The 24,653-nt window shown below is 68.3% G+C and carries 22 protein-coding genes and 1 pseudogene; 5 read left to right on the top strand and 18 right to left on the bottom strand.

Annotation, left to right across the window (positions count from 1 at the left end; genetic code table 11):
• Position 1: 1 nt before the first annotated feature.
• Positions 2 to 1,315 (bottom strand): diaminopimelate decarboxylase, encoded by a 1,314-nt coding sequence (gene lysA, locus A3IC_RS0130130; RefSeq protein WP_020553800.1) that lies wholly within the window; start codon positions 1,313 to 1,315, stop codon positions 2 to 4.
• 83 nt (positions 1,316 to 1,398) lie between these two features.
• On the opposite strand from lysA, the gene A3IC_RS0130135 reads away from it, so the two are divergent.
• Positions 1,399 to 3,000 carry a PucR family transcriptional regulator gene (locus A3IC_RS0130135; RefSeq protein ID WP_020553801.1) on the top strand — a complete coding sequence of 534 codons (1,602 nt, stop codon included), beginning with the start codon at positions 1,399 to 1,401 and terminating at the stop codon, positions 2,998 to 3,000.
• 54 nt (positions 3,001 to 3,054) lie between these two features.
• Here the strand turns inward: A3IC_RS0130135 and A3IC_RS0130140 are convergent, their stop codons facing one another.
• The 10 genes and pseudogenes from A3IC_RS0130140 to A3IC_RS0130180 form a co-directional block, all read right to left on the bottom strand.
• Positions 3,055 to 4,554, bottom strand: coding sequence for an aminotransferase class I/II-fold pyridoxal phosphate-dependent enzyme (locus A3IC_RS0130140; RefSeq protein WP_020553802.1), 1,500 nt, complete (start codon positions 4,552 to 4,554; stop codon positions 3,055 to 3,057).
• The gene (locus A3IC_RS57355) at positions 4,551 to 5,393 is read right to left on the bottom strand and encodes an ABC transporter ATP-binding protein (RefSeq protein WP_020553803.1); all 843 of its coding nucleotides are present in this window, start codon (positions 5,391 to 5,393) and stop codon (positions 4,551 to 4,553) included. The genes A3IC_RS0130140 and A3IC_RS57355 overlap by 4 nt, the downstream gene beginning before the upstream one ends.
• Positions 5,390 to 6,391 (bottom strand): ABC transporter ATP-binding protein, encoded by a 1,002-nt coding sequence (locus A3IC_RS0130150; RefSeq protein WP_020553804.1) that lies wholly within the window; start codon positions 6,389 to 6,391, stop codon positions 5,390 to 5,392. The genes A3IC_RS57355 and A3IC_RS0130150 overlap by 4 nt, the downstream gene beginning before the upstream one ends.
• The gene (locus A3IC_RS71465) at positions 6,388 to 6,966 is read right to left on the bottom strand and encodes an ABC transporter permease (protein ID WP_245599689.1); all 579 of its coding nucleotides are present in this window, start codon (positions 6,964 to 6,966) and stop codon (positions 6,388 to 6,390) included. The genes A3IC_RS0130150 and A3IC_RS71465 overlap by 4 nt, the downstream gene beginning before the upstream one ends.
• A 171-nt stretch (positions 6,967 to 7,137) precedes the next feature.
• A pseudogene (locus tag A3IC_RS72665) lies at positions 7,138 to 7,308 on the bottom strand (ABC transporter permease); the annotation flags it as partial.
• On the bottom strand, positions 7,305 to 8,366 hold the full coding sequence (locus A3IC_RS0130160) for an ABC transporter permease (RefSeq protein ID WP_158696152.1): 1,062 nt from the start codon (positions 8,364 to 8,366) through the stop codon (positions 7,305 to 7,307). The pseudogene A3IC_RS72665 and the gene A3IC_RS0130160, both read right to left, overlap by 4 nt.
• Positions 8,363 to 10,024 carry an ABC transporter substrate-binding protein gene (locus A3IC_RS65425; RefSeq protein WP_158696153.1) on the bottom strand — a complete coding sequence of 554 codons (1,662 nt, stop codon included), beginning with the start codon at positions 10,022 to 10,024 and terminating at the stop codon, positions 8,363 to 8,365. The genes A3IC_RS0130160 and A3IC_RS65425 overlap by 4 nt, the downstream gene beginning before the upstream one ends.
• A gap of 423 nt (positions 10,025 to 10,447) precedes the next feature.
• The gene (locus tag A3IC_RS73105; RefSeq protein WP_040877392.1) at positions 10,448 to 10,786 is read right to left on the bottom strand and encodes a hypothetical protein; all 339 of its coding nucleotides are present in this window, start codon (positions 10,784 to 10,786) and stop codon (positions 10,448 to 10,450) included.
• A gap of 309 nt (positions 10,787 to 11,095) precedes the next feature.
• Positions 11,096 to 12,478, bottom strand: coding sequence for an MFS transporter (locus A3IC_RS0130175; protein WP_079026777.1), 1,383 nt, complete (start codon positions 12,476 to 12,478; stop codon positions 11,096 to 11,098).
• Positions 12,475 to 14,286, bottom strand: a complete 1,812-nt coding sequence (locus tag A3IC_RS0130180; protein WP_079026778.1) for a CocE/NonD family hydrolase — start codon at positions 14,284 to 14,286, stop codon at positions 12,475 to 12,477. The genes A3IC_RS0130175 and A3IC_RS0130180 overlap by 4 nt, the downstream gene beginning before the upstream one ends.
• Before the next feature lie 33 nt (positions 14,287 to 14,319).
• On the opposite strand from A3IC_RS0130180, the gene A3IC_RS0130190 reads away from it, so the two are divergent.
• Entirely contained in the window at positions 14,320 to 15,021 is a 702-nt protein-coding gene (locus A3IC_RS0130190) for a TetR/AcrR family transcriptional regulator (RefSeq protein ID WP_079026779.1), read from the top strand.
• A 577-nt stretch (positions 15,022 to 15,598) separates the two neighbouring features.
• Here A3IC_RS0130190 and A3IC_RS0130195 read toward each other — a convergent pair.
• The 4 genes from A3IC_RS0130195 to A3IC_RS0130210 all read right to left on the bottom strand — a co-directional run bounded on the left by A3IC_RS0130195 (position 15,599) and on the right by A3IC_RS0130210 (position 18,790).
• Positions 15,599 to 16,561, bottom strand: a complete 963-nt coding sequence (locus A3IC_RS0130195; RefSeq protein ID WP_245599683.1) for an MsnO8 family LLM class oxidoreductase — start codon at positions 16,559 to 16,561, stop codon at positions 15,599 to 15,601.
• A gap of 241 nt (positions 16,562 to 16,802) precedes the next feature.
• Positions 16,803 to 17,246, bottom strand: a complete 444-nt coding sequence (locus A3IC_RS0130200; protein WP_020553814.1) for a GlcG/HbpS family heme-binding protein — start codon at positions 17,244 to 17,246, stop codon at positions 16,803 to 16,805.
• Positions 17,247 to 17,334: 88 nt separating this feature from the next.
• Entirely contained in the window at positions 17,335 to 17,655 is a 321-nt protein-coding gene (locus tag A3IC_RS0130205) for an NIPSNAP family protein (RefSeq protein WP_020553815.1), read from the bottom strand.
• Between the two features lie 166 nt (positions 17,656 to 17,821).
• The gene (locus tag A3IC_RS0130210) at positions 17,822 to 18,790 is read right to left on the bottom strand and encodes an NADP-dependent oxidoreductase (protein ID WP_026218908.1); all 969 of its coding nucleotides are present in this window, start codon (positions 18,788 to 18,790) and stop codon (positions 17,822 to 17,824) included.
• Between the two features lie 140 nt (positions 18,791 to 18,930).
• Here A3IC_RS0130210 and A3IC_RS57360 point away from each other — a divergent pair, with 140 nt between their 5' ends.
• A complete protein-coding gene (locus tag A3IC_RS57360; protein ID WP_052173878.1) occupies positions 18,931 to 19,344 on the top strand; it encodes a winged helix-turn-helix transcriptional regulator in 414 nt (137 codons plus the stop codon).
• A 192-nt stretch (positions 19,345 to 19,536) separates the two neighbouring features.
• Here the strand turns inward: A3IC_RS57360 and A3IC_RS0130220 are convergent, their stop codons facing one another.
• Both A3IC_RS0130220 and A3IC_RS0130225 read right to left on the bottom strand, forming a co-directional pair.
• A complete protein-coding gene (locus A3IC_RS0130220; protein ID WP_020553818.1) occupies positions 19,537 to 20,589 on the bottom strand; it encodes an aldo/keto reductase in 1,053 nt (350 codons plus the stop codon).
• Between the two features lie 57 nt (positions 20,590 to 20,646).
• Entirely contained in the window at positions 20,647 to 21,114 is a 468-nt protein-coding gene (locus A3IC_RS0130225; protein WP_026218909.1) for a VOC family protein, read from the bottom strand.
• Between the two features lie 113 nt (positions 21,115 to 21,227).
• On the opposite strand from A3IC_RS0130225, the gene A3IC_RS0130230 reads away from it, so the two are divergent.
• Positions 21,228 to 22,217, top strand: a complete 990-nt coding sequence (locus A3IC_RS0130230) for a helix-turn-helix transcriptional regulator (protein ID WP_020553820.1) — start codon at positions 21,228 to 21,230, stop codon at positions 22,215 to 22,217.
• A 528-nt stretch (positions 22,218 to 22,745) separates the two neighbouring features.
• Here A3IC_RS0130230 and A3IC_RS0130235 read toward each other — a convergent pair.
• A complete protein-coding gene (locus tag A3IC_RS0130235; RefSeq protein ID WP_020553821.1) occupies positions 22,746 to 23,498 on the bottom strand; it encodes a polysaccharide deacetylase family protein in 753 nt (250 codons plus the stop codon).
• A gap of 403 nt (positions 23,499 to 23,901) precedes the next feature.
• Here A3IC_RS0130235 and A3IC_RS0130240 point away from each other — a divergent pair, with 403 nt between their 5' ends.
• Complete coding sequence (locus A3IC_RS0130240; RefSeq protein ID WP_026218910.1) at positions 23,902 to 24,609, top strand: response regulator transcription factor; 708 nt, start codon at positions 23,902 to 23,904, stop codon at positions 24,607 to 24,609.
• Positions 24,610 to 24,653 lie beyond the last annotated feature (44 nt).

The raw sequence follows: 24,653 nt of genomic DNA on the forward strand, positions 1-24,653 counted from the left end.
GTCACACGCCTTCCTCGGGGTGGAGGAGGTCGCGGCGCCTCAGATCCTCGTAGGTCTCGCGGCGGACCACCGCACGCGACCGCCCCCCGCCGACGAAGATCACAGGTGGCCGACGGGCACCGTTGTAGTTGTTCGACATGGTGTGGCAGTACGCCCCCGTCACGGGCACCGCCACGACATCGCCGACCCGGGGTTCGCGCAGCGCCACGCCCGTGCTGATCCGGTCACCGGATTCGCAGTGCCTGCCGACGAGGTCCACGGCCTCTCCGCCACCGACGCGGTTCACGACGGTCGCCTCGAACCTTTGCCCGTACAGGGACACTTCGAGGTTGTCACCCATACCCCCGTCGACCGCGACGAACGTCGGCCGTCCCTCCTTCACCGAGACGACCCGGTACAGCGTCAGCCCGCTTCGCGCCACGACGCTGCGGCCCGGCTCGATCAGCAACTGCGCGTGGGGCGGCAGATACTCCGTGGCGGCGCCGATGAGGCCGTCGAGCCATACTTCGACGCTCGGCGGAGCGTCGTCATATGTGTAGCGGACACCCAGACCGCCGCCCAGATCGTAGATGTCGAACTCGCCGTAGGAGGCGAGCGCTCGCACGGCCGCGACATAGGGCTCGACTTCGCATATCTGGCTTCCGATGTGCATGTGCAGACCGCGAAGATTGAGGTGCTCGCTGGAACGGAGGCGAGTGATCGCCTGTTGGGCGTCTGCCCGCTGCAGACCGAACTTCGACCCCTGCTTTCCCGTCGCCAGCGCCTCATGCGTCTCGGCCGCGACATCGGGGAGCACACGGATCAGAACGTCCTGGCGGCCGGTGACGATCTCTTCCAGCTTCGCGATGTCATCGAAGTTGTCGATGACGATGAGCCCCACTCCCGCGTCGACCGCGGCCTGGAGTTCGTCCACCGACTTCGCGTTACCGTGCATCACGATGGTGTCGGGTTCAACCCCCGCACCGAGCGCGAGAACAAGCTCGCCACCGCCCGCGACATCCGCCCCGAGCCCCGCTTCCGCGAGCGTCCGATAGACGGCTGTCGCCGGGAACGCTTTCGATGCGAAGACAACGCGTGAGTTCGGCCATCTGGCGGCCAGCGCCTCGCGGAACAATGTCGCCCGGCGGATCAGCGCGGTCTCGTCGAGCACGTACGCAGGGGTGCCGAACCGCTGCGCGATATCCGTCAACCGAACGCCTCCCACGACCAGTTCGTCCTCGGCATCGACATATGTTCCTTCGGGGAACAATTCAATCAATGCGCGCGCGTCGTCGTTCGGATTTGTGTCTGATGCGTCGAGGGTCGACGTCGTCATATGAGTTCCCGCCTTCTGATTTACGATCAGGCTAGGGACTCGATCCGGGGCGAATCTGTGGCCGAAGTGACTAGGATTCACGTATGAACTTGTCCGATCGGCCAGAAGCCGGCTGCTCCCTTGAGGAACTCCTGCAGCGGGTTCTCCCGCTGCAGGTCACCGTTCTCGTCGAGCCGACCGCCGCGGGTGCGCTTTTCGTGCGTAGCACCGTCATCGCGGGGCCGGGGGAGGGGCTACCCGATGTGTCGGGTGGCATCCTCCTACTGGCGGGGTACGGCGACGTGCCGCAGATCGAGGCATCGGTGAGGGAAGCCGCCGAGCGTGGGTTCAGTGCGGTGTTCCTCCGAGCGGGTGCGTCGGCGACGCCGACAGTCCTGCGCACGGCAGCCGAGGCCGGGGTTTCGCTGATGTCCTTCGACAGCGAGCTGAACTGGCGTGAGCTGGCCGCTCTGCTCGACACGGTGATCGAATCGCACTGGGCACCGTCCGATGGAGGACCCGCTGTCGGTGTCGAGGAGCTGTACGTGATCGCCGACGCGGTCGCGGCGACGATCGGTGGCTCGGTGTCAATCGAGGATCTCGCTCAGCGCGTCGTCGCCTACTCGAGCGTTCCGGGCCAGCGTATCGACGCGGTACGCAGCGAAGGCATCCTCGACCGGAGCGCTCCGCACGATCCGGGAGATCGGGAACGGTACGGGCGCATCCTGCGGTCGGACGGCGTGGTCAGGTTCGAGCGGGACGGTGACGAACTCGCGCGTGCGGCGATGGCCATCAGGGCCGGTGACCTTCCGCTCGGCACGATTTGGGCGATCGAGGGCGAGCACGGCGTCAGCGCTCGTGACGAAGCCGCTCTGCGGCAGGGCGCTCAGCTGGCGGCGTTGCACATGCTGCGTGCGCGCGGCCCTCTCGAGCTCCATCACGAACTCCGCGGCGACGCTCTGCGGTCGCTCATCGACGGAACGGGAAACGCGGATGTTGCGCGTACGCGGCTCCGTTTGCGGGACGATGTGCCTCGCGCACTGCTCGCGTTCGGATTCGGGGGCACAGCGGCGGACCAGTCCGAATCCTCGGCGACGGCCCGCGCCGCACAGAATGTCGCACGTCAGATCACCGCTCTGCGCCCCAGCGCCTCGATCACGGTGTCCGGAGGGGTTGTGTACGTCCTCCTCGCCGACGATCACGTGAGCTCTGCCGCGTCCTCCCTGGCCGAGTCGATCACCGGCATCCCGGGAGGCCGAGTGCGGCGGCTGTTCGGAGCGTTGGCCGTCGACCATGACGCGACGCGGCCGCTCACGGACCTGCGCGCCGAGGCGGACGACGTGCTGGAGGCGCTCGTCGCCCGCTCGGACCGGCCTACCGCAACCCTGCGCGACGTCCGGGTGGACGTGATTCTGCGACACGTCGCAGCCGAGCTGACGAGAACTCCCTGGCTGCGTGATACGGAGATCACCCGGATCTTCACCGCCTCGGCCCGCAATCGGGAGATCGCCGGCAGCGTGGCGGCGTGGTTCGACGCACGGTTCGAGGTGAGCCGGGCGGCGCAGGCGCTCCAGGTACACCCCAACACGCTGCGGTATCGGCTTCGCCGCTTCTCCGAACTGACAGGAGTGGACCTGGAGGATGCCGATTCGTGCTTGAGCGTCTGGTTGCAGCTGCGCACTCATTCCGGAGTCCCGGCCTCCTGACGCGGGGCGTGACCGAAGAGGTGCCGCGGTCCGATTCCCGAGAGTCGATGTCCGCTACGGCTTCCCGATCACGCGAAAGCGGCTCACGTCGGGAACCACGGCGCCTCGAACGTACCCGCCCGGTGAACGGGCGACCTGCCGCAGGAAGTCGACGGCGGGTCGAGTGATTTCCTCGCCGGGCAGAATATTGGGGATTCCCGGAGGATACGCGGAAAGGGCGTCAGCGCTCGTCCGGCCCACCGCCTCCGTGTGCGGGACGACCTCGGACGGCGCGTAGAACGCGTCGCGCGGAGAGACCTGTATTCTCCCGGGCGACGGCAGGTCCGCCAGGTCCCCGATCTCATTCGGCGCCGCGTCTCCTCGGGTTTCGAGGACGGCGTCGATGAGTCGGTCGAACGAGGTTCGCTTGCCGATCCCCACGAGCGGGACGAGAGTCGTGCGCGTCGCCATCTCCACCCATATGCCGAAGTCGCGCGCCAACGTGAGCCGAAGGGCGTGCGCATCCGCGCAGATCCCGCTGACGTCGATCGGCATGCGCAGGGGATCATGGTCGACGATGTCCGGGTGGGAGAAAAAGGTGTCCTCGATCAACGAGATTCCTTGCTCCGCCCGAATGCGGTCACGCGCCGCTCCCAGGGCACGCAGCGCGTCATCGACCTGCGGCCCGCCCCGTTGAAGGTCGCGACGGGCGACATCGATCGATCCGATCAGCAGTGAACTCTCACTCGTGGAGGTCGTCATTCGATAGGCCCGTTCGAGAGCGGGCTCCAGAGTGTCGGCGAGATCGGTGTCGCCGAGGTGCAGCACCGCGCTCTGGTGCAGGGATGACGTCATCTTGTGCGTGCTCATGACGACGATGTCGGCCCCCTGCCGCACGGGGGAGGGGGGCAGGTCCGGGTGGAACCCGAAGTGGGCTCCCCAGGCGCAGTCAACGATGAGCACGGCGCCCGCGTCGTGGACCAACCGGGCGATGGTCGGCACGTCGGCGACCGCCCCGAAATAGCTCGGGCTCACGATGTAGACCGCTGTCACCGGCCCGGGATGGCCGGCGATCGCCTTCGCGATGGACGCCGGCGTGACACCGTGGGCGATGCCGTTGCGTACGTCCACGCCGGGCAGGGCGTAGGCCGGACGCAACCCGGCGAGGATGACACCGTCCACCACACTCGAGTGCGCGCTGCGCTGAATGACGATTCCGTCACCCAGCTGACTCACCGCGAGCGCCGCGAGCCGGTTGCCCTGCGAGGACCCATTCGTGAGGAACCAGGTCCGCCGGGCGCCCCATGCCCTGGCGGCCATCCGATGGGCACGCTCGCGCGGGGAGTCGCTTCCGAGGTCGATGCCGTCGAGCAGCTGTGTGACATCGATGGCCAGCGCCCGTTCCCCGGCGAACTCCGCCTGCCCCGCGGCGAAACCGTCGCCGGTGGCACCATGACCGGGCACCATGAACGACACCGGCCTGCGGGCGGCATGACGAAGCAACGCGTCGGCGTACGGTGCTTCGTCGTCCGCACCGGCCTGAGGACGTCCGTCGTAGTGGATGGTCGGTTTCATCCTTCACTTTCCTTCATGGCCGGCTCATGGCCGGTCCGGTGCTGCTCGCTTGGCAGTGCGGCCAGCAGCTCACGCGTGTAGGCGTGTTGCGGATTCAGCAGCACTTCTTCGGTCGTTCCGACCTCGACCAGCCGTCCGGATTGCATCACCGCGACACGATCGGCGATGTTCCAGGCCAGGCCGAGATCGTGCGTGACGACCATGACGCTGAGGCGCATCCGTTCGCGCAACCGGAGGAAGAGGCTGAGGATCTCTCCGCGGAGCGACGCGTCGAGGCTTGCGACGGGCTCGTCGGCGATGATGGTCTCGGGTTCGACGGCGAGCGCACCGGCGATGAGGACGCGTTGACGCTGACCGCCGGAAAGCTCGTGAGGGTAGCTCAGGAAGAACTGCTCCGGCGGGCGCAGGCCGGCATTCGAGAGCGCTCGTGCGACGAGATCGACCTCGGTGACGTCCTCGCCGCGAGCGTTGTGCTCGGCGACGAGCCGGTGCAGCCGAATGCCCTCGGCCACCGACTCGTAGACGGAGTGCTTCGGGTTGAGCGCACCCGCCGGGTCCTGCATGACGAGTTGGACCCGGCGGCGGTAGCCGCGAAGCGCGGCGCCACCGGTGGGAAGCCGCTTGCCGAGAGCGGTCACCTCTCCGCTTGTGGGACGTTCGAGGCCGAGCAGCGCTCTGCTCAGCGTCGTTTTTCCGGAGCCCGACGCACCGACCAGCGCCAGGATCTCGCCGTCCCGGACCTCGAGGTTCACGCCGTCGACGGCACGGACCTCGCTGCGACCGTGGAGTGAGGGGAACGTGACATGGAGATCGGTCGCGCTCAGCACGATGCGGTTCATCGGGCCACCGTCGATTCGGTACGGGCGATGCCCAGATCCTCGGCGCGCAGGCAGCCGGTTTTCAGCCCGTGCGCGTACCTGGCGAACTCCGGCTTGTGGACGAGGCAGTCGCCGTCGAGAGACGCGCACTGCGCGGCGAATTCACGCTCGGCCACGTCGTCGATGACGGTGACTGGATCGTCCGCGAGCCCCTGGGGCCGATACCTTGACGCCGGGTCGCCGATCGTGGGGAACGCGCCTGCGAGAGCCCGCGTATAGGGATGTTTCGCCTGCTCGAACACCCTCGGACCGGGAGCCTGCTCTATGATGCGGCCGCCGTGCATGACGACCACTTCGTCGCACACGCTCGACAGGACCGCGAGGTCGTGGCTGATCATCATCAAGCCGAGCTCGAGCTCGACCGCCAGGTTTCGAAGCAGGCGCAGGATCTGGGCCTGCACTTTCACGTCGAGCGCGGTGGTCGCTTCATCAGCGATCAGCAGCTTGGGGTCGCAGGCGAGTGCCATGGCGATCATGATGCGCTGCTTCTGTCCGCCCGAAAGCTGATGGGGGTAGCTGTATGTGTGCTCCGCCGCGAGGCCCACCATGTCGAGCAGTTCGGCCACGCGGAGATCGGATGCACGCCGCGTCGTCTCGGGTCGGTGGACGAGAATGGGTTCGGCGATCTGCTCGCCCACCGTCCGCACGGGGTTGAGCGAGTTCATCGCTCCCTGAAAGACGATCGCGGCATCCGACCAGCGCATGCGGCGCAGCGCGCCCCAGGTGAGGGAGTTGACGTCCTTGCCGCAGACCTCGACCCGCCCCTCCACGCCTGCCTTGCGGGGGTGGAGCCGCAGCACGGCGCTCGCAACCGTGGACTTTCCCGAACCCGATTCGCCGGCGATGCCAAGGGAGCGGCCTTGGTCGAGTGAGAGGGAAACGCCGCGCACAGCGGCGATGTCTCCTCGACTGGATCGGTACGTGACCCGGAGATCCTCGATCCTCAGCAGTTGGGTCATCGGCCCTCCTTGAGGCGCGGATTGACGATGTCCTCGAGCGCTTGGCCGGCCATCGTGAACGCGAGTACCACCACGATGACGCAGATACCGGGCGGGAGTAGCGCCCACCATGCCCCCAGCGATACGGCGCCGGTGCCGAACGCCGCGTTGAGCATCGTGCCCCAGGAAACCGCTGTCGGGTCGCCGAAGCCGAGGAAGGACAGCGTGGTCTCGGCAAGAACCGACCCGGCGACCGTGAGTGTCGTGTTCGCGAACACGAGCGGCAGCACGTTGGGGAACACATGTTTCGACATGAGGTGCCAGGGCCCCGCGCCGAGCACCCGCGCTCGTTCCATGAACGGCCGTTCGCGCACCGAGAATGTCTGCGCCCGGATCACCAGCGCCGTCGCGGGCCAGCCGGTGATGCCGATCACCACGATGATCGAGAGCAAGGAGCCGCCCAGCAAGGTCGCCAGGACGAGGGCGAGGGGCAGGAACGGAATGACGATGAACCATTCGGTGAACCGGAAGAGGACGGTGCCTGCCCACCCGTCCGATATCCCCGAGGCCATGCCGACGATCGTGCCGATCACCATCGAGATGACCGTGGCCATCAGGCCGACCAGAAGCGGAACGCGGGCCCCGAATATGAGAAGGGTGAGCACCGAACGTCCGTTGTCATCGGTTCCGAGCGGATACTTCCGGCTCGGCGGCGCCAGGATCGGACCCGACGCGGCGCTCACGCGCAACTCATGGGAGTCGGCCAGCAGCGGCGCGAAGACCGCGATGACCGCGAAGACCAGGAGTACGGCGAGTCCAACCATGCCCGCCCGGTTCGCGCGGAACTTCGCCCACGTACGACCCCAGGCTTCGCGACGGAGCTTCCAACGGAGCGCTGTCGCGCTGGACCGTCGAGGGGGAGCGGGTGCTGTGGTCATACTTTCACCCTCGGATCTTGGAGTGCGTAGATGAAGTTCGCCACCATGTTGGCGACCACGACCGCGGCTGAGAAAACGAGGAACAGCGCCTGCAGAAGCGGCAGATCGGGAATCCTCATGGCTTCGCTCGTGAGCAGTCCGAGCCCCGGGATGGAGAAGACGGTCTCGATGGTGATCGCACCACCCACGGTGAACGCCAGGTTGAGTGCGATGAGCGTGGTCAGGGGCAACCGGGCGTTCGGAAGGGCGTGTCGGTGCAGAACCTGCCGGTCGGAGAGCCCCTTGGCGCGCCCGGTGAGCAGGTAGTCCTCTCCCATGACGTCGAGCATTGACGACCGCATGATCATCGAGTACTCGGCGAGATACGTGACCGTCAGTGTCGTCGTCGGCAGGACGAGGTGCCAGATGGTGTCCGCGACGCCCTCGACGCTCATCGGTTCGACTCCGGGCGAATGGAGCCCGCCGATGGGGAAGACGCCGAAGACGGGGTTGGCGGCGAACACCATGAACAGCAACAGACCGAGCCACCATTCCGGCATGGAGTACATGACGGTCGCGAAGACCGATGTCGAGCGGTCGAACCGCCCGCCGTGCTTCCACGCCTGCCGGCTGCCCAGCCGGCTTCCCAGCCAGATCGACAGAACTGTCGCCGGCAGGACGAGGAGGAGGGTCGGCCATACGCGCTCCGCGATGAGCTCGGGGACCGGTTTGGAGTACTGGAAGGAAACGCCGAAGTCTCCCGTGAAGACCTGCTTCAGGTATTTTCCGAACTGGATCCACATCGATTCGTCGAGTCCCAGCCGGCGCCGGATCTCTTCCAGGTCCTCTGCGGTACGAGCCTTTCCTCGTCCGAGGGTCCGTTCGGGATGGGGGTTGATCACCCGGAACAGGAAGAAGTTCACGACGATGACGAACATCAGCGCGAAAGCCGAACCGGCGAACTGCGTCAGCACGAACCTGCGGCTGAAGCGGCCGGCGAGCCGTGAACGTCGATGAGGAAAGCCTGGTCCGACCAGCCCGTCGACATGGGGGGTGGTAGAGATCGATTGCGACGTCATTCTCGCTCCTCCGCTGTCGCTCGGCGCCATCGCGCTACTGCGAATCGCCCGAGTAGCAAGACCAGAATCAGCGTTGCGAGGCTGCGGTAGACGACTGTGGCCGTTCGCGCGGTTCGGTCCGCACTCACGTCCTGAGCGGCACCATCGGTCGGCCTCAGGTCGTAGAGACTGGTGACGTCGGCCATGACGTCACCGCCAGGCTGAAACGCGGAAGTCCATCCCCTCCACCGATCGCTGCGATATGCCTGCTGCGCCATCGGCTGTCCCATCACGATGTAGGGAGCATCGTGGTAGAGAATCTGCTGCATCTTCTTGATGATCTCGACGCGTTTGTCGTGGTCCAGTTCGTTTTTCTGGCTGGTGTACAGTTCGTCGTATTCCTTGGAGCAGTACCAGCTGTCACTCTGAAGCGCGCGTTGGCCGCAGGTCAGGTAGACGAGCATCGAGTCGGGGTCGTCACTGAATCCCCACCCCCACCAGAACATGTCGTAATTCCCGCTCAGGATTTCATCGGTCAGCTTGTCGGCCGTCATCGCGTCGATCGTGATGTCGAATCCGAGATTCTCCATCCACTCGCGGATGAGTCGAGTGGCGAGAAGGGATGACTGGTCCGACGCGTCAACCGCGATCCGGAGCCGTGGTACCGAGCGGCCGGTCGGAAGGGTGCGCCTTCCGTGGGCGTCCAGCTTGTAGCCGGCCTCGTCGAGCCTCTTGGCGGCGAGTTTCGGATCGTACGCCGTGCCGTCTGCCGGCGGCTTCCACTGGAAGTCCGGGAAGCCGTCGGGGACGATCGTCCGCAGAGGTGACAGGCCTCCTTTGAACGCCTTGCGTGAAAGCTCCGCCGGATCGAAGGCGGTGGACAACGCGAAACGGAACTTCGGATCGAGAACCGCAGGGTTCGGATCACCGAGCGGGTGGCCTGTCTCGAGGTCGGCAGAGCCCGAATTGAAACCCACTTCGACGAAGTTGCCGAGGAGCGGGAATTGATCGGCGAACATGTGCTGCTGACTCTTGAGCTTTCGAACCTGCAGCGCGTTCACGCTCGCTGTATAGTCGATCTCCCCCTTTCGAATCGCCTGCATGATCGTGTCCTGTGCTTTGAAGAACTGCCAGTCGACGTACGTGACCGGACTGAGCCCACGCCAGTTGCCGGGCCACGCTTCGAAGCGGTACAGCGAGCTGCCCGTCCCTCCCTCAAGAAGTCGGTAGGGCCCGGATGTCACCAAGCTTTTCGGACCGAGAGGATACCGGTCGAGTTTCTCGTCGGGATAATGCTCCAAGATGTGCTTCGGGAGTATAGGGATCGGCATTTTTGGCAGTGTCGCGCTCGGCGCGCCAAGGCTCAGCTCGACGGTGTTGTCATCCGGGGCTTCCACGGTTTGCACGTTGTCGAGATAATTTCCCCATGTACTGTTCCCCTGCCCACCCTTAAGCACGCGGCCGAGCGTATATGCTGCGTCGGCCGCGGTGAGCGGTGTCCCGTCGCTCCATTTGAGACCAGGCCGCATGTGGTACGTGACGGTAAGGCCGTCAGTCGCGACATTCCACGATTCGGCGAGCCCCGGTCCCTGTTCGGTGAGGGAATCGTGAGAGGGCGAGGTCAGCGCCTCGAACAGGTACGGTATGAGGGCGTACGAGTTGGACAGGATGTATGTCAAGGGATTAAGCGTGTCGACCTCGCCAACGGCCCCGATAGTGAGCTTTCCGCCCGCGCCCCGCGTGCCTGCGCTGCCAGGTCCTGATGCAACCGCATCGGTCCCCGACTGATGACCGGCAACGGCGGAGGACGCGGTAAACATGCTGGTAAGGAACGCTGCAAGAGCTATCGCTGCCAGAGACGCGGTGGCGACTCGCGAGAAAGAGACTCGGGGGTGAAACCTGCGACAACCTGATGCGGATCTCCACGACATACTGAGCCTCCCTCACGCCGGCGACCGGCGTGTCCACGTCCTCGAAGGTGCGCCCTCGCGGAATGTGCGTCTCGTATTCCGATCAGTAGACCAGCCGATGCCCTGGGCATCTTTGGCGCTTCGGCTGAATTTTGCGCGGCAGATTTAGACTGACGGTCATATTTGGCGCGCTCACGCGATCCTCACTGGAGCGTGTCTCTCCGGTGGCATCGTCAGTTGACCTGACATGGTTGGCCGGTCGGCGATCGTGTGCGGGACGGGGATGCGCACGCGCTTCCCCGCCGCAATCGACGGGGCGGTGTCGTTCCCGGCAGCGGGTTCGACGACGATCAGTTCCACGCCGGGCAGCAGACCTCGGGCGGCGAGGTCGGCGGCGCGCTCGCGGGCGCCGTCATCGGAGTGTTCTTTCTTCGGCTCCTTCGCCCCGGCCGCCGGTGACCGGGGCGGCGCTGCGGCCCGTGCGTTGGCGACGTCCTCGATCTTCACGTGCGGCGTGGCGGTCGCAGCCACGATCCCGGTCCGCCTGCTCCCCAGCCGTACGCCCAGCGCCGCCCGAACGGATCCGGCACGGCCCCGAAGGCCGGCTTGTCGACTGCCCGGGACCCACCGGCGCGGCCACCACACCCCCATCCACCACACCCGCGGCACCTACTTTGCCGACCTGTACGAGATGGCATACGCGAACACCAGTCGCATGACACACCGGGACACCGCTTGCCAGGCCCGCCTCGACACCTTCCGATCGCCGCAGGCACTCAAGCCTCGGACAAGTCGGCCCCACCGCCTACGAAGCGGCCTTCACCACAAGCACAACCACACTCACTCAAGCCGCATAAGACGTGTCCTCGCATCGGGGAGAACCCCCACCTGTGGTTGGGGCGCGCGGACGGTGTTGTGGATCTGCCAGCCGCACCACATGCCCGGGAGCATCCACATGGCGGTTCCCAGGGACATCAGCACGGTGATGGCGTGACGTGCTCGGGCATCCGGGTGGTCGCCGCCGCCGTACCCGGCAAAGGACAGGGCAAGGGCGGCGATCCAGACGACGACCGCGGCGAGTGCGGTTTGGGCGAAGGCCGCCAGGCCGTAGAGGGTGCCTTCACGGCGTTCTCCGGTGCGGGCCGATTCGATGTCGGCGATGTCGGGGAGAAGGGCCCAGCCGGTGACGGCGACTGCCATACTGCCGGCCGAGCTGAGCATGATGAGCGTCCAGAACAGGACGTCGTCGCCCCGGCCCGGGAAGACGAACAGGCACTGCACCACGGCCCAGCAGCCGGTGAACAGCAGGTATGTACGGGGCTTGCCGAACCGGTCGGTCATTCGGCGCACCAACGGCAGCCACGCGAGTCCGGCCGCGAACCAGGTGAGCATCACCAGGGACGCGGTGTCCTCGCTGTAGCCCATGACATGGATGCCGTAGTACACCGCGACCGCGCCCGTGACACTCAAGGGTGCCCAACCGAACGCGAGCATGCCCAGCGTCAGTCGCACGGTCCGGGACTCGCGAACCATCGCCATGCCGTCTCGTGGTCGGACGGTCGCCGGTTCTGCCGCCGGTTCGCGGCCGCGCGCCGTCGCCCAGGTCACCAGCAGGCCGCCGGTGGCCAACAGGGCGCATACCGCGGCGGCGGCCGACCAGCCCGCCTTGTCGCTCCCGCCCAGGGCGTCGCCGAGTACCTCGTGGAGCGCGAGGGGGGTGACTGCGCCGACGAGTGCGCCGAGTTGTGAGAAGGCGGTGCGTACGCTCGACAGGGCGGTGCGCTCGGTCGGGTCGGTGCTCAGTTCGGCGCCGAGGGCTCCGTACGGCACGTAGAAGACGGTCAGACTGGTGAACCAGGCCAGTGCGACCGCGGTGTAGTAGGCCGCACGGGCGATGCCCGTCAGGCCGAAGTCGGTGAACAGCAGCCAGGACGTTACCGTGTATGGGATCGCCGCGGCCGTCAGGAAGGGGAGTCTGCGTCCGTGGCGCGAGCGCAGGCGGTCCGAGCGCCGGCCGATGTACGGCTGGAGGACCGCGTTCCACACCGTGCCCAGCGCCACCACCGTTCCACCGAGCGCGGCGGACGCGCCGACGACGTCGGTCATGTAGTAGAGGAACAGGGTGGAAAACGCCGTCCACATCACGGCGTTGGCCCACTCGCCGCCTCCATACCCCCACCGCACGCGTCTCGGCAGGGCCCGGGCGCATGCGGGGCGTGTCATGACGTGCCTCCGGCAACCCGCAGGTCCAGGTGGGACGCGGCGGCCGCGTCGTGATGAATCGTCGTCGTGCCCGCACGGGTGTTGCGGTCCCAGCGGTCGAAGGCGCTGCCGGATATCTCGACGCCGATTCGATGACCCGCGCGGAAGCGATGACCGGTGGCCCCCAGGCTGACGTGCGCGGCATACACGCGACCCGGTTCCACCGGCGTCGGCGCGTTGGCGGGATCGCGGTGCGCCAGGCGCCGGATGCCCTCCTGGACGAGCTGGGCGCAACCGTCAGGGGCGATGTCGACCAACGCGACGGTGACGTCCGCGTCATCAGCGGTCGTGGAGGCGTGGATCGTGGCCGTGATCGGGCCGACGACGACCATTTCGTCCGTCAGCGGATCGCTGCGGTAGACCAACACATCGGGGCGCGTGTGGAGATCGCGGCGGTCTGCCAGCGCTTTGGTCATCGCCCACAGGTCCTTGCCTTCCCACGGCGCCGCCGGGTCGGCCGGGTCGTAGGCGAACCGTGCCGCGTGCTCGGTGACCTCGGGTTCGCCGGCGGTGAGTTCGCGGTTGCCCCGCAGGTAGAGGCGGAGTTCGGCGGTGTCGCGGGGTGGCCATGCGTCGTCGGTGTGCCAGCGGTCGGCTCCGGTGACGTACGCCCGTACCCGGGGTCCGTCGAGCTTGACGGGTACCGCCGTCGACCCGCCGGTTTGGGCGAGGACCTCGTCCGTGAACGCCAGCACCCGGTCCCAGGAGCGAGAGCCGGTCGGGATCGCAATGCGGCCCACCTTGCCGTCGAAGTCGCAGCTCGTCTCGTGGTCGGTCGGGCCGATCACCAGGCGCCTGAGGTGCGCAAGGTCCGGGCGGCGCTCCTCGAGCTCGGTCCAGCACTGCAGCGTGCCCGGCAGCAGGTTGTCGTACCAGCCGCTCCACACCATCGTCGGCACCTCGACGCGGTCGAGCAGGTGCCGGAAGTCGTGCGCGTTCCAGAAGTCGTCGTCGCGCTCCGTGCGTTGGGGGCGGTCGGCGAACTCGCGGTAGAGCCCGCTGGGCAGTCCGGCCGCGTCCGCCATGTCCCGTACCGGCAGATGCCGGGTATCGAAGCGGTGCCAGTTGAGGAACCCGCGCCCGGCCTGGTCGCACGCCCACATCGCGGTGCTGCCGAGGCACAGCGCGCCGCCCTCGAACAGCAGCGTGTGCATGTCCAGCCCCATGTCGCCCGGCGAGATGCAGGCCAGCGCGGGATGGCCGGACGCTGCGGCGGCCCACTGGGTAAAGGCGTAGTAGGACTCGCCGGTCATCGCCACCCGGCCGTCACACCAGGGCTGGTCGGCCACCCAGTCGATCGTGTCGTAGCCGTCGTCGACCTCGTGCACCAACGGACGCCACTCGCCCTCCGAACCGAACCGGCCGCGGACGTCCTGCACCACCGCCGCGTAGCCGCGCCGGGCCCAGAAACGGCCGACGGCGGGCATGTACGCGTACGCCTCGCGGATCCCGTACGGCATCCGGATCAGCATCGCCGGGTGCCGGTTCCCGGACGGCCGTGCGGTGCGGTCGGCCGGCAGGTAGACATCCGTCAGCAGGCGCACGCCGTCGCGCATCGACACCATCGCGCCCCGCACCACCCGCACCTTGGGGAAACGCTCCGGCGACGCCGAGGGCAGTTCCTTGAACGGCAAGGCAAGATGTTTCGCGCCGACCAGACATGCCCGGGTCATCCCCCACTTTGCGTCCGCACTGAGATGCTTCATCCGTGTCTCCCCTTCGCGACGTGACAGGCGGGTGACGCTAGTCGCCGCAGAACGCGCGACCATGGGAAGAATTCGCCGGCATCTCAACGGAGTGACATGGACACATCACCCGGCACACCCCAGCCTCGCCGCAGACGCGGTCGGCCGCGCGAAGTCGTCCGCCGCGCCCCCGGGGAAGGCACCCCGCTGGACCGTCGCCCCGCGGACTCTCCACGGACGACTGCCGCGATCCTCGACGCCGCGCACCGCGTCCTGCTCCGCGCCGGGACGGCCGGGCTGACTCTGGTCGCCGTCGCTCGCGAAGCCCACGTCGACGTGACCACCGTCTCGTACCACTTCGGCACCCGGCACGGACTCATCGAATCCCTGATGGACCGGCTCTACCAGGACCAGGCGGCCGACTTCGCCGACAAGGCCCGCGAACTGCGACCCGGGCGCGAGCGCTGGCAGGCGTACCTCGACGGCGTCGTACGCATGTGTCAGGACGGCGACGCAACCCGCGCGTACTTCGCCATTGCCGTACTCGGCCTCCACGACGACGCATTGCGCGCCCGGCTCGCCAAACTGAACGCCTGGACGGTCCGTGCGTTCGCCGACACGATCCACGGCGACGCCGCTTCGAACGAACGTCCGATGCTGGATCCCGAACGCCTGCGCGTCATCGGCGAGTTCGTCTACGCGGCCGTCGACGGCATCGAACTCCACCACGCACTCGGCGACTACACGTACCCCCTGCACGACCTGCTCGCCATCCTCGACGACGTCGTTGCGCGGCTACTCGCGCAGGACAGCCCCTGACCTGCGCGAACGCCTGAGGCGCGGCGACGAGTAGGAGCAGCGCAAGGCAGAGGGATGAGAGAGGACGGCCGGCGCTTCTCCCCTCGCCCCCGACGCGCTGGGACGGAGTTGCTCGCCGCCTCGGCGTCCGTTGTGCCGATGGTCCTCGATTCGCTTGTCGACCCCGTGACGGCGGTGGGTGGCGAAGGCCGTCGACGTGGGCGAGCGGTGTTCTTCAGTGCGGTGCCCGAGAGCGCCGCCGCTTTCGTCCGGGCGCCTGCACCTCGATGGGCGCCGGTTCCTCGGCGGTGGGCGTGGCCGCCCGGGCGTACCGGTTCACTGCTGTGGGCGTGCGGCCCCGATGGCGTCGACAGCAGCGTTTTGTCCGACACTTCGGGCAGCAGTTGGAGGTCGACGGGCTCGGGAATGTTCACGAGAAACTACTCGTGAATAAAGCCACACCCACGACCCCGACCACCACCGACTCGCACTGCGCCACCCCACGCACGCCCGACGAACTCCTCACCACCCCATACCGCCCGCACCCTCCTGCCGGACCTCGAAGACCTGGTCGGAAGTGTCGTGTCGCCCGTTGGGCCTACTCGGCGGCTTTTGCGGCCAGCTCATAGGAGCGGATCCGTGCGTCGGCATCGTAGATGGAGGCGTACAGCATCAGCTCGTTCGCGCCGGTCTGCTCAACGATCTCCGCGAATCGTCGCCGTACCGTCGTCACCGTGCCGCGTGCCTGTGCCGCACCGGTGGCCTCCACGTAGCCGCGGGTCTCTTCCGGAATCTCGTGGACGGCTGCTTCTTCCGGGGACAGCAGCGCCGATGAGGTCTGCCTGGATCTCGCGACGTCGGTCGGGCGGGCCAGGCGTGCGGCCTCCACCTCCGTGTCCGCTACGACCGTCTCGACCGCGACCATCACGTAGGGCCGGTCCGCCCACCGTGATGGCGTGAACAGTTCCCGATAACGTACTGCCGTGGCGATTGTCCGGTCCGGGCGGATGTGGTGCGCCAGCGCGATCGGCAGTCCCAGTCGTGCCGCCAGTTCCGCACTGGCCGGGCTGGACGCCAGCAGCCACGGGCGGGTGCCGCCCTTGTCCGGTTGCCGGCCCGCGATCAGCTGCACGCCGCCTTCGCCGGAAAGGTAACGCAGCACCGCGGCCACGTCTTCGCCGTACTCCAGGTCCGTGCTCGGTTCGCCGCCTCGGCGCAGCGCCCGCACGATCGACTGGTCGAAGGTACCCGGTCCGCGGCCCATGCCCATGTCAATGCGATCCGGGTGCAGCGTCGCCAGTGTGGCGAACTGTTCCGCGAGTGCCAGTGGCGCATGGTTGGGTGCCAGAACGCCGCCGGACCCGAGTCGAATCCTGCTGGTCCGTGCTGCGAAGTGCGCGATCAGAACCGCCGGTACCACGCTCGCGGAAAGGTCGGTTCCGTGATGCTCGGCGAACCAGATACGCCGGTATCCGAGGTCGTCCAGACGAATCACGGTTCGGCTGGTCGCGCCGAGCGACTCGGCGGCGGTGCGTCCCTGCTCCGCGATCACGAGATCCAACGCGGACAGTGGGATCGGCATGAAGTGAGTCCTCATTTCCTGGTGATCGGCTCGGGGTGTTGTCGGATGGTGGGTCCGGTCCGGTCCGGTCCGGTCCGGTTCCGGTTCCGGTGAGACGGTTGTCGATCAGGGCCGGGCGACGTCGGATGTGCCGTCGTGCCGGCGAGCAGGTTCGTTCGTGTCCTTCCCGGCGGTCCCACCGCCCGCCGGCGTCGAGCCCCCGCCAATGCGGTGGTTGCCGCTATGCGGGGATGTCGAAGCCGAGCATGTCGAGTGCGGCCTCCGCGGCCTGCCGGTCCTGTTCGTAGCTGCCGCCGGAGACGCCGAGTCCGCCGACGACGGTGCCGCTTTCGATGATCGGGTAGCCGCCGCCCACGGCCATCAGCCGGGGGTGGTGCGCGAGGGGCGCGACGTGGGGGTCGGTGACGTAGGAGTTCCACACATGGGTGGCGACGCGATAGGACACGGCTGTCCATGCCTTGTCGACCGCCACCTCGGCGGCCAGGAACGGCGCGTCATCGGTGCGCTCGAACGCCTTGAGATGACCTCCGGTGTCGGTGACCGCAACCGCGACCGGGAAGCTGATCTCATCGGCGGTGGCGAGCACTGCTTCGATCAGCGCGGAGGCCGCGGAGCGGGTGATGGTGGGAGCGGACTGTGACTTCGCCTGCGTTCGACGGGTCATCGGTGCCTTCTTGCGAGACGGATGAGGTTGGGGGTGATTTGTTGTGCAGGGGTGTTCGTGGTGTTCGTGGAGGGGGTTCGAGGACGCGTCAGCCCGGGGCGAAGCAGGGCGTCGGGGCCGCGCGGGTGACCACGGACTTCTCAAGGATCAACAGGTCCTTCACAACCGGTTCGATCACGTCGTTCCAGAGGTCGCTGTCGTAGACGGCGGCGTACAACTCGACGCGCTGCACCTCGTTGTCGAACCGCCGGATCCAGATGTAGCCGTCCGGGTCCTCCTCGTCGGTGAAGGACGCGGTGACCATCATTCCCTTCGAGGTCTGGAACGGGATCACGACCTGTTCCATGTAGCGGACCCATTCGTCCCGGCGTCCGGGTCGGGTCTGGTAGCGGCGGAGCTCGTAGAACACGACGGGGTCTCCTCCCTGATCGCCGACCAGCGTCGGCAGGCGTCACCGGGACGCGGCTGCGCCCCGGTGGTTGCCGGACGTTCGGAGCCGGGCGGCGTGGCCCGGTCGAGGCCGGCCGGTCGTGCGCCCGGCGAAGGTGGTGGTGCGGATGCCGGCAAGGGCTGCGTCAGGAGGCGACGCGCAGGACGAGCTTGCCGCGGGTACGGTCGGTTTCGCCGCGGGCGTGGGCCCGGGCGACCTGCTCCAGCGCGAAGACCGCCTCGACCTCGACGGTCACCACGCCGGCATCGATGAGCTCGGCGATTCGGGTCAGGGCCGGGCCGTCGGGTTCGACCAGGAAGGCGCTCGCGCGCATCCCGCGCGAACGAGCAGCCTCGGCCAGCTCGGCCGAGACCCCGGCGGGGATCGCCACGAGCAGGCCACCGGGGCGCAGCACGTCGAGCGATCGGGTGCTGGTGCGGTCGTGATCGTCACCGACCAGGTCGATGACCACATCGACGTCGCGGGCGGCGTCCTCGAAGCGGACGGCGGTGTAGTCGACGAGTTCGTCCGCGCCGAGTTTGGTCAGCCAGTCGTGGCGGCCACTGCTCGCGGTGCCGATGACGTGCGCGCCCAGGTGCTTGGCGAACTGGACCGCGAAGTGCCCCACCCCACCCGCCGCCGCGTGGATCAGTACCCGTTGGCCGGCGCGGAGCCCCGCGGTGTCCACCAGCGCCTGCCACGCGGTAAGGGCGGCCAGGGGAACGGCGGCGGCCTGTTCGTGGGTGAGACCGGCGGGCTTGCGGGCGAACTGGCGCGCCGGTGCGGTGACGTACTCGGCGTAGCCGCCGCCCGCGCGGGGGAACCACGGCATCCCGAAGACCTCGTCACCGGGCTCGAAGATGGTCACCCCGAAGCCGGTCTCCTCCACCACCCCGGAGACGTCCCAGCCCAGAATGAACGGCGGCTCGCCCAGTACCCCGGCCATACCCGTGCCGGAACGCGTCTTCCAGTCCACCGGGTTGATCCCGGCGGCGTGCACCCGCACCAGGACCTCGGTCGGGAGGGGCACAGGCCGGGGCACCTGCTCCACCCGCAGCATTTCCGGACCGCCGAAATCGTTCTGGATCACCGCGCGCATCAATGTTGCGGACATGCGTCAACTCCGAGTGGGTGGAACGGCGGGAGGTCGCTCGTGCGGCCTCCCGTTGATGCTGACGACCGTATCCACGCGCATATAGTTACCCGCAAGGTTCACTACTTCCCTCTGGGAAGCAACCAGGCGAGGAGCGGTTCATGGCCATGGAGTGTGCAACAGGCCGACACGGCGACCACGACGTCTACGCCGCCCAGTGCCCCTGCCGCGCGATGCTGGACCTGCTCGCCAACAAGTGGTCGGCGCTGGTCATCGGCGCACTCGAACAGGGCTCGCAACGCTTCGGATGGCTCCAGCGGCGCCTCCAGGGCATCAGCCCCAAAGTCCTCACCCAGACCCTGCGCCGCCTGGAGGACTCCGGCATCCTCACCCGCACCGTCTACCCCGCCGTACCCCTGCATGTGGAATACGCCCTCACCGATCTGGGCCACAGCGCCGCCGTCCCCCTCGGCCTGCTGCGCACCTGGGTCGAAGAGAACCTCGACAACACCAGTACAAGCCCGTGCCGGCCCCGAAACCCGACGGGTCCGGAAACCACACCCACAAGCTCGTGAGCCGGGACCGCCCCGTTTGCCGGGGTCGGACCGGTCGGACCGGTCGGATACACGCTGAGGCGGCAGGAATCCGAGCGCGTTCACCCGTGCACGACTGAGAAGGCAACTCGGCTTGCCAAAACGGCCGAAGGCACACCTCCGACGACTCGGACTTGTGGCCCCATGCCAGTCCTGGCAATGCCGAAGCCGTCGTCACGGTGGCGACTGTCGGTGCGCTGCCCGGGTTTCCGTGGTGCGTCGGCGGAGTTCCGGCTGCGCGAGCGCCGGTGGGACGTAGGCGACGTCGACGGGTCCGACGTCGGTTCCCGGCGGCACGATCTCGTCGATGCGGTCGAGCAGGTCGTCGTCGAGGAGCGTGTCCGCGCCCGCGAGCAGGTCGTCGAGCTGGTCGGGTGTGCGTGGGCCGATGATCGCCGAGGTGACCGCAGGGTGGGCGGTCACGAACGCCAGGGCGAGGTGGGGCAGCGACAGTCCGGCCTGCTCGGCGATCCGGGCGAGTGCTTCGACGGCGTCGAGCTTGCGTTCGTCGGTCATGTGCCGCCGTGCCCAGTGCAGGCGCCCGGCCGAGGCCGTTTCCGCGCTGCCCTTGCGGAGGCGACCGGCGAGCAGGCCCATCGCCAGCGGGCTCCACACCAGGACACCCAGCCCGTAGCGCTCGCAGACCGGCAGGATCTCGCGTTCGATCCCGCGGTTGAGGATCGAGTAGTGCGGCTGTTCGGAGCGGAAGCGGGCGAGCCCGCGCTGTTCGGCCACCCATTGGGCTTCGACGATGTCCGAGGCGGGCAGGTTGGAGTGGCCGATCGCACGGATCTTGCCCGCGCGCAGCAGGTCGGTCAGCGCGCCGAGGGTCTCCTCGACGTCGGTGCCGGGCTCGGGGTGGTGGGCCTGGTAGAGGTCGATGTGGTCGACACCCAGGCGGCGCAGCGACCCTTCGACGGCGGAAACGATCCACCGGCGGGAGTTGCCGCGCCGGTTGGGGTCGGATCCCATCGGGCCGTTGAATTTCGTGGCCAGGACGACGTCGTCGCGGCGGCCGCGCAGGGCCTTCCCGACGATCTTCTCGGCTTCACCATCGCCGCCGTAGACGTCGGCGGTGTCGATGACGTTGATGCCGCCATCGAGGGCGCGGTGGACGATGCGGACGCAGTCGTCGGGGTCGGGGTTGCCGTACGGGCCGAACATCATCGTGCCCAGGGTGTAGGCGCTGACCTGGATGCCGGTACGGCCGAGCGGACGGGTTCGCATGGGTTTCTCCCGGGGTGGAGGTGTGCGGCCGGTCCGGCCGCACACCTCGCGGAACGGTCAGGCCTGGGTGTACTCGGCCGCGACGTCGACGATCCAGGTGACGCCGAAGCGGTCGGCCAGCATCCCGAAGGCAGGCGCCCACTGGGCGGGACCGAACGCCTCGATCACGGTCGCGCCCTTGGCGAGGCCCTCCCACACGGGGGTGACCTCGTCGACGCTGTCGCCGCGGACGGACAGGAAGAACGGTTCCCGGGTGATCGTGGTGCCGTTTTCCCGACGTGTGGTGGGCGTGCCAGGGGCGGCCGGCGTGTGCTCGCCGGGTACGTCGTAGGCCATGACCCGGAAGCCGTTGTCGGCGACGACCTGGCCGAATACGACGTTCGTCGCGCCGGGCAGTTCGGCGGGCATTCCGAAGTCGGCGTAGGTGGCGACGGTGAGCCGGCCGCCGAAGACCGACTGGTAGAACTCCAGGGCTTCGCGGGCCTGGCCGTGGAAGTTCAGGTGCGTGACAGCGTTGAGCGACATCGTGTTCCGGTCCTTCACGAGTGATTTCCGGTGCCGGAGGTTTCCGGCGACGGGACCGACGATGTCGGCAGTACAGGTCAGGGAACGTCCGCTACTTGTGGCATGGTGAAAACGTGCCGATCGCCTCCTCGACGACGACCTCCAGCCGGCTGCTGGCGCTGCTGTCCATGCTGCAGGCCCGCCGCGACTGGCCGGGCGGCCTGCTCGCCGAGCGGCTGGGCGTCAGCGAACGAACCGTGCGCCGCGACGTCGACCGGCTGCGCGAGCTGGGGTACCCGGTGCGGGCGATCAAGGGCCCCGACGGCGGCTACCGGCTCGAAGCGGGCAGCCAGGTGCCGCCACTGCTGTTCGACGAGGAGCAGGCGGTCGCGCTGGCCGTGGCGCTGCGGATCGCCGTCGGGACGGGCGCGGGCATCGAGGAGGCTGCCGCGCGGGCGCTGGCCACCGTGCGGCAGGTGTTGCCGTTGCGGTTGCGGCAGCGGGTCGACGCCCTCGAGATCAGCGCGGCCGGGCACGGTGTCGATCCGCAGGTCGATACCGGGGTCCTGCTGACGCTGAGTGCCGCGGTCCGCGCGGGGGAGGAGCTGCGGTTCGACTACCGCTCACCGGGGCGCACCGAGGATGCCGAGCCGCGCCCGCCTCGCCGGGTGCAGCCACATCACCTGGTGGTGCGGGCCGGGCGCTGGTACGTCGTCGGCTGGGACCCCGACCGCGGCGACTGGCGGACCTTCCGTGTCGACCGGATGACACCGCGGGTCCCGACCGGGCCGCGGTTCGTTCCCCGTGAAGTGCCGGGTGGCGACGTGACCGCCTTCCTGTCGGCCCGGTTCAAGGGTTCCGAGAGCGCGGACGCCTGGCCCTGCCGTGGCGAGGTGATCCTCGGCCTGCCGGTGGCGGAGGTGGCCCCGTTCGCCGGCGACGGTGGCGTCGAGGAACTCGGCGCCGACCGGACCAGGTTGACGACGGGATCCTGGTCCTGGGACGCCCTCGCGGCGGCGTTGGTCCGCTTCGACACCGAGATCGAGGTGTTTGCCCCGCCGGAGCTGCGTGCGGCGTTCGCGGAGCTGTCGCGTCGCGCCGGCCGCGCCGCAGGGACCGGATAGGGCGGCAGGCCACGTGCCGGCGAACTCCACGGCCGCGAGGACCTGCGGGTGGTTCTGCGGCCCGATCCGCTTGTTCCGCACTCTTCTTGTCCCGCATTCCCATATCCACCCAACGAGGCTGGGAGGGCCGGCGGCGCCGTGCGAACGGATGAACCGGGGCGAACCTCGACCGTCGTAGCCGGGCGGGGCGGGCCTTCAGTGAACGGACGGCCGTCATCGTGGCCGTCTCCGTTGCCGCCGCCGTGTTTTCCAAGGTCGTGGTGGAGGATCCGATCCGATTCCGGGCCGGCTGGGCGCGCGGTCGGACCGGGGCCGTTGCCCTGGTGGCCACGTTCGCCACGATGGCGGTCCTGTGGGCGGTGATCCCGGAGCCCCGCAGTGGGGCGGGACCCCGTGGACATCACCCAACTCACCATCGCGCGTTGAGGTTTGCGCGACGAGGCCGGCCGGTCCCGGGCCTCGAGGGCGTGGCGCGCATGCCGCGAGTCGGAGCGCCTCGGCGAGCTGCGGCCGGTCGCCCACGCGGGTTCACGATTGCGGGAAGCTGTAGTGGTAGCCCTGTTCGTCGAACCAGGTCAGGAGCTTTTCGAGAGCCTGGAAGGACTGTTCGCGGTTGCCGCCGCCGTCGTGCATCAAGACGGTGGGTCCCTTGGCCAGTTGCTGTTGGACGCGGGTGACGATGGCGTCGACTCCGGGGCGCTGGTAGTCGCTCGGGTCGACGTTCCAACCGAGGGGACGCATGCCGTGGTCGGCGGCGACCCGGCGGCTTTCCGGGGTGAACGCGCCACCGGGTGCGCGGTAGTACCAGATCCGTCGGCCTCCCGACGCCCGGTCGATCATGTCCTTGGCGTCGAGGATTTCCCGTGTCTGGTAGTCGACCGGTTTCTTGTCCATGCCGGTGTCGTGATGCACCGAGTGGTCGCACAGGCGGTGGCCGGCGTCGACGATCCTGCCCAGCAGTTCGGGGTTGGCCTTTGCCGCGGGCCCCAGGACGCAGAACACGGCCTTGGCGTCGTGCTTCCCGAGCAGATCCAGGAAGCGGGGCGTCCACACGGGGTCCGGGCCGTCGTCGAGGGTGAGGTTGACCGTCTTGCCGCCGTCCTCCGAGTGCCGCGATATCGACGGATCGACCCTGGCGCCCTCCTTGGGGCGCGGGGCGATCGGCGGTTCGACACCGGCGGCGCCCGGCACCGGGCGGGCCGCCTGGCGGGTGCCGCCGACGGGCCGGTTCGCCGGTGTGTCGGAGGCGCCGGCGCAACTCGCGAGGGTTGCCGCGGTCACGATGACGGCTATTGCCGTGCCCGCGCCCCTCGCCATGTCGCGGCGACGTATTCCACCCATCATCACAGATATTCCTGTCTCGATATCCCGGGTCTTCGTTCGACTGCTCGCCGAGCCAAACACGTTCGGGTATCGAAACCGGAGGCCGTCATCGTCTCGTCACATATCGCGCACGGGTCCGTCATCCCGGGACCATACGGTGGTCAACGGCGAGGCTCTGAGCCGTGCGAGCAGGCGCCCACCGCCCGCCGACCGGTTCCGGAGGGGATCGGCATCGCGAAATCCGTCGTAAAGTCGAACGCCACCGCAGACCGCCGTCCCCGCCTCACCACGACATCGTCGGACGGCCCGGACACGGCCCCCGTAATCCGCCGTGACGACTCAGCAGGGAATTGTCACCACCATGCCACGCGTATTGCTCATCGAAGACGATCCCGCGGTCCGAAGAGGCGTCGGCATCGCACTGCGACGACGCGGCCACGAAGTCGCCGTCGCGCCCACCGGGGAGGCCGGACTCGCCACCCTGGAGGACTTCCGCCCCGATCTCGTCCTGCTGGACCTGATGCTGCCGGGCATCAACGGCCTGGAGGTGTGCCGCCGGATCCGGGAGCGACACCAACTCCCGATCATCATCCTCACCGCCCGCGGCGACGACATCGACATCGTGGTCGGCCTGGAGGCCGGCGCGGACGACTACGTCGTCAAGCCGGCCGGCGGCGAGGTCCTGGGCGCCCGGATCAAGGCCGCCCTGCGCCGCGCCGTTCCCGCCGACCCCGAAGACGGCACCGCCGAGGACTCGGTGTCGGCCCGGGCCGACCGGTACGGCGATCTGACCGTCGACCGGGCCGCCCTCATCGTGTCCAAGAACGGAACCGACCTCGCGCTCGCGCCCTCCGAACTCAAACTGCTGCTGTACCTGTCCGCCTCCGCCGGGCGCGTCTACAGCCGTGACATCCTCCTCGAACGCGTCTGGGAACACAGCTTCGCCGGGGACGCCCGACTGGTGGACGCGTGCGTGCTGCGGCTGCGCGGGAAGGTCGAGGACGACCCGCGCCGCCCCCGCTACGTACAGACGGTCCGCGGCTTCGGTTACCGATTCGGACCGCTGTGACCGAGCCCGCCGCGCGTTCCCATCCCGCGCCCCGGTCGCCGCGA

The organism is Embleya scabrispora DSM 41855 (assembly GCF_000372745.1).
Classification (GTDB): domain Bacteria; phylum Actinomycetota; class Actinomycetes; order Streptomycetales; family Streptomycetaceae; genus Embleya; species Embleya scabrispora.